Source organism: Burkholderia thailandensis E264 (assembly GCF_000012365.1).
GTDB lineage: Bacteria > Pseudomonadota > Gammaproteobacteria > Burkholderiales > Burkholderiaceae > Burkholderia > Burkholderia thailandensis.
On record NC_007651.1, the window covers coordinates 2,711,860 to 2,723,393 of the forward strand.

The following is an 11,534-nucleotide window of genomic DNA, read 5'->3' on the forward strand; positions in this document are numbered from 1 at the left end:
CAACATGTCCCAAGCCATCCCTGAAGTCGGCGTCCATTCCGAAGTCGGCAAATTGCGCAAGGTGCTCGTCTGCTCGCCGGGCCTCGCGCACCAGCGCCTCACGCCGAGCAACTGCGACGAGCTGCTGTTCGACGACGTGATGTGGGTGAACCAGGCGAAGCGCGACCACTTCGATTTCGTGTCGAAGATGCGCGAGCGCGGCGTCGAGGTGCTCGAGATGCACAACCTGCTGACCGAGACCGTCCAGAACCCGGCCGCGCTCAAGTGGATTCTCGATCGCAAGATCACGCCGGACAACGTCGGCATCGGCCTCGTCGACGAAGTGCGTGCGTGGCTCGAAAGCCTCGAGCCGCGCGCGCTCGCGGAGTTCCTGATCGGCGGCGTCGCGGCGAGCGACATTCCCGGCGCCGAGCGCTCGAAGGTGCTCACGCTGTTCCGCGACTATCTCGGCAAGTCGTCGTTCGTGCTGCCGCCGCTGCCGAACATGATGTTCACGCGCGACACGTCGTGCTGGATCTACGGCGGCGTCACGCTCAATCCGATGCACTGGCCCGCGCGCCGGCAGGAGACGCTCCTCGTCGCGGCGGTCTACAAATTCCACCCGGCGTTCGCCGACGCGAAGTTCGACGTCTGGTACGGCGACCCCGACCGCGATCACGGCATGGCGACGCTCGAGGGCGGCGACGTGATGCCGATCGGCCGCGGCGTCGTGCTCGTCGGCATGGGCGAGCGCACGTCGCGTCAGGCGGTCGGCCAGCTCGCGCAGTCGCTGTTCGCCAAGGGCGCCGCCGAGCGCGTGATCGTCGCCGGGCTGCCGACCTCGCGCGCGTCGATGCACCTCGACACCGTGTTCAGCTTCTGCGACCGCGATCTCGTGACGGTCTTCCCCGAAGTCGTGAACCGGATCGTCCCGTTCTCGCTGCGCCCGGGCGGCGACGCGCATTACGGCGTCGACATCGAGCGGGAGGACAAGCCGTTCATCGACGTCGTCGCGCACGCGCTCGGCCTGAAGGCGCTGCGCGTCGTCGAGACGGGCGGCAACGATTTCGCGGCCGAGCGCGAGCAATGGGACGACGGCAACAACATGGTCTGCATCGAGCCGGGCGTCGTCGTCGGCTATGACCGCAATACGTACACGAACACGCTGCTGCGCAAGGCGGGCGTCGAGGTGATCACGATCGGCTCGAGCGAGCTCGGCCGCGGCCGGGGCGGCGGCCACTGCATGACCTGCCCGGTGCTGCGCGATCCCGTCGACTACTGATGCCAAGCGTCGCGACGGCGCTCGCGCCGCCGCCCCCGACAACCCACGGAGAAACCAGATGAGCTTCAACCTGCACAATCGCAACCTGCTGAGCCTGATCCACCACAGCGCGCGCGAGCTGCGCTATCTGCTCGACCTCGCGCGGGATCTCAAGCGCGCGAAGTACAGCGGCACCGAGCAGCCGCGCCTCTTGCGCAAGAACATCGCGCTCATCTTCGAAAAGACGTCCACCCGCACGCGCTGCGCGTTCGAAGTCGCCGCGTACGACCAGGGCGCGAACGTCACGTACATCGATCCGGCTTCGTCGCAGATCGGCCACAAGGAAAGCATGAAGGACACGGCGCGCGTGCTCGGCCGGATGTACGACGCGATCGAGTACCGGGGCTTCAGCCAGGAGATCGTCGAGGAGCTCGCGCACCATGCGGGCGTGCCCGTCTTCAACGGGCTTACCGACGAATACCACCCGACGCAGATGCTCGCCGACGTGATGACGATGCGCGAGCACAGCGACAAGCCGCTGCACGACATCAGCTACGCGTATCTCGGCGACGCGCGCAACAACATGGGCAACTCGCTGCTTCTGATCGGCGCGAAGCTTGGGATGGACGTGCGCATCGGCGCGCCGAAGTCGCTCTGGCCCGCCGCCGATTTCATCGCGCAGTGCGAGGCGTTCGCGGCCGAGAGCGGCGCGCGGCTCACGCTGACCGAGGACCCGTACGAAGCGGTCAAGGGCGTCGACTTCATTCACACCGACGTGTGGGTATCGATGGGCGAGCCCGTCGAGGCGTGGGACGAGCGGATCAACGCGCTGCTGCCGTATCAGGTGAACCGCAAGCTGATCGAATCGACGGGCAATCCGCGCACGCGCTTCATGCACTGCCTGCCGTCGTTCCACAACTGCGACACGAAGGTCGGCAAGCAGATCGCCGAGCGCTATCCGCACCTGAAGGACGGCATCGAAGTGACCGACGAAGTGTTCGAGTCGCCGCGCTGCATCGCGTTCGAGCAGGCGGAAAACCGCATGCACACGATCAAGGCGGTCCTCGTGTCGACTCTGGGCGGCATCTGACGCTCGGCGCGCACCATCGAACCGGACGGCGCGACGCCTCGCCGTCCGCACCGTCCGCACTACAAGGAGAAACACGATGCGTATCGTCATCGCATTGGGCGGCAACGCGCTCTTGCAGCGCAATCAGCCGATGACCGAGGCCCAGCAGCGCGAGAACGTGAAGATCGCGGTCTCGCAGATCGCGCAGATCGCGCCCGGCAACGAGCTCGTGATCGCGCACGGCAACGGGCCGCAGGTCGGCCTGCTCGCGCTGCAGGGCGCGGCGTACACCGCGGTCGCGCCCTACCCGCTCGACGTGCTCGGCGCGCAGACGGAAGGGATGATCGGCTATCTGATCGAACAGGAAATGGGCAACCTGCTGCCGCCCGACGCCCCGTTCGCGACGCTGCTCACGCAAGTCGAGGTCGACCCGGCCGACCCGGCGTTCGAGCATCCGACGAAGCCCATCGGCCCCGTCTACTCGCGCGACGAGGCCGAGCGGCTCGCGCAGGAAAAAGGCTGGCACATCGCGCCCGACGGCGACCAGTTCCGCCGCGTCGTGCCGAGCCCGCGCCCGCGCCGCATTTTCGAGATCCGGCCGGTCAAGTGGCTGCTCGAGAAAGGCACGATCGTGATCTGCGCGGGCGGCGGCGGCATTCCGACGCGCTACGACGCGAACGGCAAGCTCTCGGGCGTCGAGGCGGTGATCGACAAGGATCTATGCGCGTCGCTGCTCGCACGCGAATTGCAGGCGGACCTGCTCGTGATCGCGACCGATGTCGACGGCGCGTACCTCGACTGGGGCAAGCCGACGCAGGTGCTGATCGAGGCCGCGCATCCGGACGCGCTCGAACGGCTCGGCTTCGCGGCCGGCTCGATGGGGCCGAAGGTGCAGGCGGCGGCCGAGTTCGCGCGGCAAACCGGGCACGACGCGGTGATCGGCTCGCTCGCCGACATCGTCGCGATCGCCGAAGGCCGCGCCGGCACGCGGGTCAGCACGCAGGTCGACGGGATTCGCTACCGGAAGCCGCAGTAGCGGCGCGGCGGCCTCGAAGGGGGACTGCGGCGGGCGGCCGAAGGCGCTGCCGCGAGCGGCAGCGCGGCCACGGCGGCGCGGCGATCATCGCCGCTGCCGCTGCCGCTGCCGACGCGGTCGCGATGCGCGTGGCGCCAGGCCGTCCCGATATCGGCATCGGCGGACGGCGCGGCTCGCCCTGTCCGGCGGCAGCAGGTCACGCGCCGTTCAACGCCCCGCCGTCCTCCGTCCGCTCACGCGCCGCGCCGTTCGTTCTGAAGGCGCGTCCACGCGTGCGCCTGCTCGTCGCGCACGAACTGCTCCGCGGCGGCGGGCAGCAAGTTGCGGAACAGCCCGCCTTCGCTCTCGGTCACTTCGACCATCTTCTCGATCATCTCCTGCGGATCGAACTGCTCGAGCGGGAACGTCAGCTTCTCGGGCGTCGCCGCGTCGCGCGCCGGGTCGAGCCAGCGGCGCGGCGTCTCCATCATCCTGTCGTTGAAGCCCGTGCTGTACGGCCCCGGGTTGACGACGGCGATCTGAATGCCGTGCACGGCAAGCTCCGCGTGCATCGCCTCGGCGATCGCCTCGACCGCATGCTTCGACGCGCAATACGCGCCCGTGTACGCGCCCGTGATGAGCCCCGCGATCGACGATACGAACACGATCCTGCCGCGCCCGCGCGCGATCATCCCGCGCGCGACCTGCTGCGTGAGCTCGAGCGGGCCGAACACGTTCGTCTCGAACAGCTCGCGAACGATATCGACGGGCAGGTCGGCGAGCGCGCCCGCCTCGCCCGCGCCCGCGTTGTTCAGCAGCACGTCGATATCCCAGCGCGCGGCCTGCGCGCGGTCGCGCGCGGAGGTCACATCGAGCTTCACGGCGTCGAGCGCCGCGCCGCGCCGCGCGGCCTCGGCGTTCAGCTCAGTGACCTGCGGGGCGATCTGCACGCCCGCGATCACGTGGTGGCCCTTCGCGGCAAGCCGCAGCGCGACCTCGCGGCCGAAACCCGAGCCCGCGCCCGTCACCAGAATGCGTTTTCCAGTCATGTCCTTGCTCCTTGTGATGCGTTCAGAAAAGTGGCGAAAGCGTCGACGCATGCCTGCGCGACCGCAACGTCGTCGTCGACCGTGCCGCCCGATACGCCGACCGCGCCGACGCAGCGTCCGCGCGCGTCGACGAGCGGCACGCCGCCGCCGAACGTGACGAGCCCGCCGTTGCTGTGCTCGATCGAGCGAATGGGCCCGTCGGCCGCCGACAGCGCGCCGAGCGACGCGCTCGGCATCCGGAAGCGCGCGGCCGTGCCCGCCTTGCGCGTGGCGAGGTCGATCGCGCCGATGAACGCGTCGTCCATCCGCGCGAACGCGACGAGATGCGCGCCCGCGTCGACGACGGCGATCGCGACGGCTGCGCCCGCGCCGTTCAGGCGCGCGGCGTGCGCCGCGCCTGCATCGACGATGCGCTGCGCGCGTTCGAGCGTGAGTTCGGCGGACATCGGCGGCTCCTTGTGCGGTTCGACTGCGAGCCAGTGTAGGGATCGCCGGTATCTGAGAGAATCGGCATTCCGCTCACAAACGTATCAAGTTTTTCTAATGACTCTGCGACGCGATCCGCTCGGCGGCCTCCATGTGTTCGTGAGCGTCGTCACGCACGGCAATTTCACGCGCGCGGCCGCGGCGCTCGGTCTCACGCCCGCGGCGGTGAGCCTTGCGATCGGCCAGCTCGAAAGCGAGCTGAAAGTGAAGCTGTTCAGCCGCAGCACGCGCGGCGTGAGCCTGACGGAAGCCGGCCAGCGCTATTACGACGCGACCGCGCAGCCGTACCGGCAGGTCGTCGACGCGCGCGACGCGCTGAACGACGCGCGCGACGAACCCGAGGGCCTGCTGCGGATCAGCGCGCTGCATCTCGCGAAATCCGTCGTGACGGCCGACGTGCTCGCCGAATTCTTCCGACGCTACCCGAAGGTGAGCGTCGAGATCCGCTACGAGGATCATCTCGTCGACATCGTCAAGGAGCGCCTCGACGCGGGGATACGCCTCGCCGACCGGCTGCAGCCCGGGATGGTCGGCGTGAAGATCGCGCCCGCGCTCACGTGCGCGCTCGTCGCGACGCCCGGCTACCTCGCGCAGCACGGCACGCCGGCGAAGGTCGCCGATCTCGCGCGGCACATGTGCATCCGCTTTCGCTTCCCGAAAAGCGGCCGCCTGCACAAGTGGCCGCTGCGCGACGGCCGCCGCGACGTCGATCTCGACGTCGCCGGGCGCTTCGTCAGCACGGATACGGGCGCGGTGATCGACGCCGCGCGCGCGGGCGCGGGCATCGCGTTCGTGTTCATGCGCGAGCGGATCGAGGACGACCTGCGCCGCGGCACGCTGCGCGAGGTGCTGCCGGGCGCATGCAGGACGCTGCCGCCGATGTGGCTCTACTACGCGAACCGCAAGCACGTGCCGCCGAAGCTGCGCGCGTTCATCGCGGTGCTGCGCGAGCATGCGGCGGCGGACGGGCGGCGCTGAAGGCCGGCCCGCACCGTCGCGGCGCCATTGCGTGTCGCGCTTCGTTCGCGCCCGGACGCGACGCTGCGCGACGCGATTCGCCGCCGCTGACGATGGCGTTCTCTCGACGCTGCGCGACGCAACGCGACGGCGCGCTTTCGCCGTTTCGCGCAGCCGCCAGCAACAATGCGCGGGATCGGCTACATTGTGCGGATCGCGTCGCCCGCCCAGGCTGGCGCCGTGGGCGCGTCGCGACTTCTTCATCGATTCACCGACCGAGTCCATCCATGTCCGATCTCTCCGAGTTCCCGATCACGAAGAAATGGCCCGCGCAGCATCCGGACCGCATCCAGCTCTATTCGCTGCCGACGCCGAACGGCGTGAAAGTGTCGATCCTGCTGGAGGAAACGGGGCTGCCGTACGAAGCGCACGTCGTGCGCTTCGACACGAACGACCAGATGTCGCCCGAGTTCCTGTCGCTGAACCCGAACAACAAGATCCCGGCGATCATCGATCCGCACGGCCCGGGCGGCAAGCCGCTCGCGCTGTTCGAATCGGGCGCGATCCTGCTGTATCTCGCCGAGAAGACGGGCCAGCTCATTCCGGCCGATCCCGCGCGCCGCTACGAGACGATCCAGTGGCTGATGTTCCAGATGGGCGGCATCGGGCCGATGTTCGGCCAGCTCGGCTTCTTCCACAAGTTCGCGGGCCGCGAGTACGAGGACAAGCGTCCGCGCGACCGCTACGTCGGCGAGGCGAAGCGCCTGCTCGGCGTGCTCGACGGCCGCCTCGCGAATCGCCAGTGGATCATGGGCGACGCCTATACGATCGCCGATATCGCGACTTTCCCGTGGGTGCGCAACCTGATCGGGTTCTACGAGGCGCGCGAGCTCGTCGAATTCGATCGCTATCCGAACGTCGCGCGCGTGCTCGATGCGTTCGTCGCGCGGCCGGCGGTGGTGCGCGGGCTGAACGTTCCGGCGCGGCCGTAAGCGTTTCGTTGCGCCTTCTTCCGCTTTCTTCAACGGCTTCGTCGCGGCGCGCCGCCGACCGTCTCTGGGCTGAACGCACGGCCGATTACAACGCCCATTACAACGCCCATTACAAGGCCAACTACAACGCCAACTACACGGTCGAGTGCAGGCGCGGGCCGGCGCTCGGTCCCATCTTCGCACTCGCCGTGTTTTCGCCGCGCTTGCGGCTGCCTGCCCTGCGAGCGCGCTGCGATGCGGCGCGCCGCCGACCGGGCGCCCGCGTGCGCGCCGCGAGCTTGACGAATGCGGCGAGTCGGCCAACCGCCGAGCGCGCCGCGCGACGCCTAACGGTCAGCCTTCGGCGGCCTGCCCTTGCAACAGCTTGTCGAGCAGCTTCGCAAGCTGACGCTGCTCCGCCGCGCTGAGCGCGGACAGCACGCGCCGCTGGTTGTCGACGTGCGCGACCACGGCGTCGTCGATCAGCGCGCGCCCCGCGGACGTCAGCGCGACGAGCGTGCCGCGCCCGTCCGCCGGGTTCGCGCGCCGCTCGACCCACCCCGCCTTCTCGAGCCGATCGATCCGGTTCGTCATGCTGCCCGACGAAATCATCGCCGCGTCGTAGAGCGCCGTCGGCGTCAGCGCATACGGCGCGCCGCTGCGGCGCAGCGTCGCGAGCACGTCGAACTCGCCCGGCTGCAGGCCGTAGCGCGCGAACAGCGGATTGAGCCGGTCGCGCGCGATGACGAGCGCCGCCTCCTGCAGCCGCCCGAGCACGATCATCGACGACGGATCGAGATCCGGGCGCTCGCTGCGCCACTGCTCGACCGCATGAGCTGCGCGATCCATTAACCCTCCTGCTCGTCCAAGTTATCTTGACGTAGAGACATGTCGAATCTATCTTGATGTCGAGACAATTATACGCAACGCGCGCCCGGCAGCCGTCCGGACGCGCCGCATCCATGCCCATGCTTAATTCTCCTGCATGGCGGCTTGCCGCCATCGTGCTCGTCGGCCTCAATCTGCGTCCTGTGCTCGCGTCGGTCGGGCCGCTTCTCGACGCGATCCAGCGCGCGACCGGCTTGTCCGACAGCGCGGCGAGCCTGCTGACGACCTTGCCGATCCTGCTGATGGGTGCGGGCGCGCTCGCCGCGCCGTGGCTCGCTCGCCGCGCCGGCGTGCGCGCGGGCGTCTGGCTCGGCGTCGCGCTGATCGGGCTTGCGTGCGCGGTGCGCGGCGCGGCGAGCGCGCCCGCGGTGCTGCTCGCGTCCGCGCTGTGCGCGGGGCTCGGCATCGCGGCCGTGCAGGCGCTGCTGCCCGCGTTCATCAAGGCGGAGTTCGCCGCGCGCGCGGGCGGCGTGATGGGTTTCTATTCGACATCGATCATGGGCGGCGCGGTATTCGCGAGCGTCGCGACGCCGTTCGCCGCGCGCGCGATCGGCTGGACGTCCGCGCTCGCCGGCTGGGCGCTGCCCGCCGTCGCGGCCGCGCTGCTGTGGCCGCTCGCGACCGGCGCGACAAAGCGCGCCGTGCACGCGCCACCGGCCGCGCGCCGCGCGCACGGCGCGCGCGCGTGGCTGCTCGCCGCGTTCTTCGGCCTCGGCACGGGCGCCTATACGCTCGTGCTCGCGTGGCTGCCGCCCTATTACATGTCGCTCGGCTGGTCGCCGCAAGCGGCGGGCGGCCTGCTCGGCGGCGTGACGCTCGCCGAGGTCGCCTCGGGGCTCACCGTGTCGGCGTTCATCGATCGGCTGCCCGACCGCCGTCCCGCGCTGTTCGCGGCGATCGCGTCGCTGTTCGTCGGCCTGATCGCGCTGATCGCCGCGCCGCTCGGCTTCGCGCTGCCCGCGTCGCTGCTGCTCGGCCTCGGCATCGGCGCGCTGTTTCCGCTGTCGCTGATCGTCGCGCTCGACCATGCGACGAGCGCGGCCGACGCCGGCACGCTTACCGGCTTCGTCCAGGGCGTCGGCTATCTGGTCGCGGGCCTGTTTCCGTTCGCGGCGGGCGTGATCCGGCAGAACGTCGCCGACCTGTCGCCGGCCTGGGGCTTCATGGCCGCGGTGTGCGTCGTGATGGCGGCAATGGCCGCGCGCCTCGCGCCGCCGCGGCTCACCGTCGCGCGAAGCGGCGCATGAGCGGCGGCGCTCGCGTGCCGCCCGGTCCGGAACTCGCTTCGAGCGTCGAGGTCCCTATGGAATCTCTTCATCTGAACGCGCCGACGCGATCCAAGGACCTGCCCATGCTGTCGACCCGCCTTCGTCAACTCGCCGCAGCCGCGCTCGTGCTGTCGGCCAGCGCGTGCGCGGCTTCGCCGGACGCGGAGCGCGAAGTCGCGTGCCGGCCGGACGAGACGATGCCCAAGCGCCAGTTTCGCGGCACGTGGATCGCGTCGGTGGCCAACATCGACTGGCCGTCCCGCGCGGGCCTTCCGGCCGCGGACCAGCAGGCCGAGCTGAGCGCGTGGCTCGACGACGCGGTGCGCATGAACCGCAACGCGGTGATCCTGCAGGTTCGCCCGACCGCGGACGCGTTCTGGCCATCGCCGTTCGAGCCGTGGTCGGAATACCTGACGGGCACGCAAGGCGGCGACCCCGGCTACGATCCGCTCGCATACGCCGTCGCCGAAGCGCACCGGCGCAATCTCGAGCTGCACGCGTGGTTCAATCCGTATCGCGTCGCGATGGACGAGCGGGTCGACGCGCTTGCGGCCACGCACCCGGCGCGCCTTCATCCGGACTGGATCGTCCGCTACGGCGGCAAGCTGTATTACAACCCGGGCGTGCCGGCCGCGCGCGCGTTCGTCGTCGATGCGATCCTGGACGCGGTCGGCCGCTACGACATCGACGGCGTGCATCTGGACGATTATTTCTATCCGTATCCGGTCGCGGGCGCGGCGTTCGACGATGCGTCCGCATACGCGCAATACGGCGCGGGCTTCGCGACGCTCGCCGACTGGCGCCGCGACAATGTCGATCGCCTCGTCGAGTCGCTCGCGCGGCGCATCAAGGCCGCGAAGCCGTGGGTGAAGTTCGGGGTCTCCCCGTTCGCGGTCTGGCGCAATGCGGCGACCGACCCGCAAGGCTCGCAGACGTCGGCTTCGGTGCAGACCTACGACGACCTGTACGCGGACACGCGCCGCTGGCTGCGCGAGCGCTGGATCGACTACATCGTTCCGCAGGCGTACTGGGCGCGAGGCTTCGCGCCCGCCGACTACGACAAGGTCGTGTCGTGGTGGGCGAACGAGGCGCGCGGGCGCGACGTGCACCTGTACATCGGGCAGGCGGCCTACAAGGTCGGCACGTCGAATCAATCGCCCGGCTGGTCCGATCCGGACGAATTGAGCAGCCATCTGGCGTTCAATCGCACCGCGCCCGAGGTGAAGGGCGACGTCTACTTTTCCGCGAAGGACGAGCGCGCGGACCGGCTCGGCGCGACGACGCGCGTGAACCGCACCTGGTACTCGCGCCCGGCGCTCGTGCCGGCGATGCCTGCGCTCGGCGGATCAGCGCCGCCGCCCGCGCGGAATCTGCATGCGCAGCGCACGCCCGACGGCGTGCGCCTGCGATGGAAGCCGCGCTCGAATGCGGCGACGTCGTACGCGATCTACCGACACGAACCGGGGCGGCAAGACATGTGCAGCGACCACGACGCGCGCCATCTGCTCGCGACCGTTCGGACAACGGAGTTCGTCGATATCGCCGCGCGCGCGGATCGCGACTACCGGTACGCGGTCACGGCGCTCGATCGCCTCTGGAACGAGAGCGAGCCGGTTGACGTCACGCTGCCTGCGGCGCACCCGCATTGACGATCCGAGCGCGCCCCCGATGCCCTTGCCTATCGCGCGCTCATCCGAACACCCGGCGCGCGGCACGCGCGTGCCGCGCCTCGGCCTTCACCCCTTCGCGTAGAGCGTCGACTCGTCGAAGCCCTCGGCGTCGAGCACGCGCCCGATCAGGATCAGTGCGGTGCGCTCGATGCGCGTGCCCGCGACCTTGTCGACGATGTCGGCGAGCGTGCCCGTCACGCGCGCCTCGTCGGGCCAGCTCGCGCGATAGATCACGGCGATCGGGCAATCGGCGCCGTAGTGCGGCAGCACGTCCTCGACGATCCGCGCGAGATGCCGCACGCCCAGATGGATCGCGAGCGTCGCGCGGTGCGCGGCGAGGCTCGCGAGCGATTCGCCCTCGGGCATCGTCGTCTTGCCCGCGTAGCGCGTGAGGATCACGGTCTGCGCGACGCCCGGCAGCGTCAGCTCGACGCCGAGCGCCGCCGCGCACGCAGCCGTCGCCGTCACGCCGGGCACGATCTCGTAAGGAATCCCGAGCGCCGCGAGCCGGCGGATCTGCTCGCCGATCGCGCCGTATAGCGAAGGATCGCCGGAATGCACGCGCGCGACGTCCTGCCCTTTTCCGTGCGCCTGCACGAGCAGCGCGACGATCGCGTCGAGATCGAGCTCGGCCGTGTTCACGACGAGCTCGGCGCGATGGCCGTCGAGCACCGCGGCCGGCACGAGCGAACCCGCGTACAGGATCACCGGGCAGTTGCGCACGAGGCGCTGGCCCTTCACCGTGATCAGTTCCGGGTCGCCCGGACCCGCGCCGATGAAATACACCGTCATTCAGAATACTCCGTCATTCGTTCGATGATTCGATTCGAGGGCGCGCCGCACGCCACGAAGTGCGCATCGTGCGCCGCGCGTCGCGGGCATCGGCCGGGCGCAGCGCGGTCGCGATGCGGGCTGGCACGG

11 protein-coding genes are annotated in these 11,534 nt (G+C 69.8%); 7 read left to right on the forward strand and 4 right to left on the reverse strand.

The annotated features are described in order from the left end of the window. The first annotated feature begins 4 nt into the window (after positions 1–4). The 3 genes from arcA to arcC all read left to right on the forward strand — a co-directional run bounded on the left by arcA (position 5) and on the right by arcC (position 3,345). Positions 5–1,261, forward strand: a complete 1,257-nt coding sequence (gene arcA, locus BTH_RS24365) for an arginine deiminase (protein WP_009891123.1) — start codon at positions 5–7, stop codon at positions 1,259–1,261. 58 nt (positions 1,262–1,319) lie between these two features. Next, complete coding sequence (locus BTH_RS24370; protein ID WP_009905325.1) at positions 1,320–2,330, forward strand: ornithine carbamoyltransferase; 1,011 nt, start codon at positions 1,320–1,322, stop codon at positions 2,328–2,330. Between the two features lie 76 nt (positions 2,331–2,406). Continuing rightward, positions 2,407–3,345 carry a carbamate kinase gene (arcC, locus tag BTH_RS24375; protein ID WP_009891125.1) on the forward strand — a complete coding sequence of 313 codons (939 nt, stop codon included), beginning with the start codon at positions 2,407–2,409 and terminating at the stop codon, positions 3,343–3,345. Positions 3,346–3,578: 233 nt separating this feature from the next. On the opposite strand, the gene BTH_RS24380 is transcribed toward arcC, so the two are convergent. Further along, entirely contained in the window at positions 3,579–4,373 is a 795-nt protein-coding gene (locus BTH_RS24380) for an SDR family oxidoreductase (RefSeq protein WP_009891127.1), read from the reverse strand. Further along, complete coding sequence (locus BTH_RS24385) at positions 4,370–4,819, reverse strand: GlcG/HbpS family heme-binding protein (RefSeq protein WP_009891128.1); 450 nt, start codon at positions 4,817–4,819, stop codon at positions 4,370–4,372. The genes BTH_RS24380 and BTH_RS24385 overlap by 4 nt, the downstream gene beginning before the upstream one ends. 97 nt (positions 4,820–4,916) lie before the next feature. Between BTH_RS24385 and BTH_RS24390 the strand changes: the two genes are divergently transcribed. Then, the gene (locus BTH_RS24390) at positions 4,917–5,837 is read left to right on the forward strand and encodes a LysR family transcriptional regulator (protein ID WP_009891129.1); all 921 of its coding nucleotides are present in this window, start codon (positions 4,917–4,919) and stop codon (positions 5,835–5,837) included. A 266-nt stretch (positions 5,838–6,103) separates the two neighbouring features. Continuing rightward, positions 6,104–6,808, forward strand: a complete 705-nt coding sequence (locus BTH_RS24395; RefSeq protein ID WP_009891130.1) for a glutathione S-transferase N-terminal domain-containing protein — start codon at positions 6,104–6,106, stop codon at positions 6,806–6,808. A 333-nt stretch (positions 6,809–7,141) separates the two neighbouring features. Here the strand turns inward: BTH_RS24395 and BTH_RS24400 are convergent, their stop codons facing one another. After that, positions 7,142–7,636 carry a MarR family winged helix-turn-helix transcriptional regulator gene (locus tag BTH_RS24400; protein WP_009891131.1) on the reverse strand — a complete coding sequence of 165 codons (495 nt, stop codon included), beginning with the start codon at positions 7,634–7,636 and terminating at the stop codon, positions 7,142–7,144. Positions 7,637–7,749: 113 nt separating this feature from the next. On the opposite strand from BTH_RS24400, the gene BTH_RS24405 reads away from it, so the two are divergent. Together BTH_RS24405 and BTH_RS24410 are read left to right on the forward strand one after the other, a co-directional pair. Further along, positions 7,750–8,922 carry an MFS transporter gene (locus BTH_RS24405; protein ID WP_011402355.1) on the forward strand — a complete coding sequence of 391 codons (1,173 nt, stop codon included), beginning with the start codon at positions 7,750–7,752 and terminating at the stop codon, positions 8,920–8,922. Between the two features lie 104 nt (positions 8,923–9,026). Continuing rightward, the gene (locus BTH_RS24410; RefSeq protein ID WP_009891135.1) at positions 9,027–10,592 is read left to right on the forward strand and encodes a glycoside hydrolase family 10 protein; all 1,566 of its coding nucleotides are present in this window, start codon (positions 9,027–9,029) and stop codon (positions 10,590–10,592) included. An 87-nt stretch (positions 10,593–10,679) separates the two neighbouring features. On the opposite strand, the gene cobM is transcribed toward BTH_RS24410, so the two are convergent. After that, entirely contained in the window at positions 10,680–11,405 is a 726-nt protein-coding gene (gene cobM, locus BTH_RS24415) for a precorrin-4 C(11)-methyltransferase (protein WP_009891136.1), read from the reverse strand. Positions 11,406–11,534: the final 129 nt, after the last annotated feature.

Bases quoted from the DNA above. Each gene is read 5' to 3' on its own strand.
- BTH_RS24405 (WP_011402355.1), top strand. From the start codon at position 7,750: ATGCCCATGCTTAATTCTCCTGCATGGCGGCTTGCCGCCATCGTGCTC.
- BTH_RS24400 (WP_009891131.1), bottom strand. From the start codon at position 7,636: ATGGATCGCGCAGCTCATGCGGTCGAGCAGTGGCGCAGCGAGCGCCCG.
- BTH_RS24395 (WP_009891130.1), top strand. From the start codon at position 6,104: ATGTCCGATCTCTCCGAGTTCCCGATCACGAAGAAATGGCCCGCGCAG.
- BTH_RS24390 (WP_009891129.1), top strand. From the start codon at position 4,917: ATGACTCTGCGACGCGATCCGCTCGGCGGCCTCCATGTGTTCGTGAGC.
- arcA (WP_009891123.1), top strand. From the start codon at position 5: ATGTCCCAAGCCATCCCTGAAGTCGGCGTCCATTCCGAAGTCGGCAAA.
- BTH_RS24380 (WP_009891127.1), bottom strand. From the start codon at position 4,373: ATGACTGGAAAACGCATTCTGGTGACGGGCGCGGGCTCGGGTTTCGGC.
- BTH_RS24370 (WP_009905325.1), top strand. From the start codon at position 1,320: ATGAGCTTCAACCTGCACAATCGCAACCTGCTGAGCCTGATCCACCAC.
- cobM (WP_009891136.1), bottom strand. From the start codon at position 11,405: ATGACGGTGTATTTCATCGGCGCGGGTCCGGGCGACCCGGAACTGATC.
- arcC (WP_009891125.1), top strand. From the start codon at position 2,407: ATGCGTATCGTCATCGCATTGGGCGGCAACGCGCTCTTGCAGCGCAAT.
- BTH_RS24385 (WP_009891128.1), bottom strand. From the start codon at position 4,819: ATGTCCGCCGAACTCACGCTCGAACGCGCGCAGCGCATCGTCGATGCA.
- BTH_RS24410 (WP_009891135.1), top strand. From the start codon at position 9,027: ATGCTGTCGACCCGCCTTCGTCAACTCGCCGCAGCCGCGCTCGTGCTG.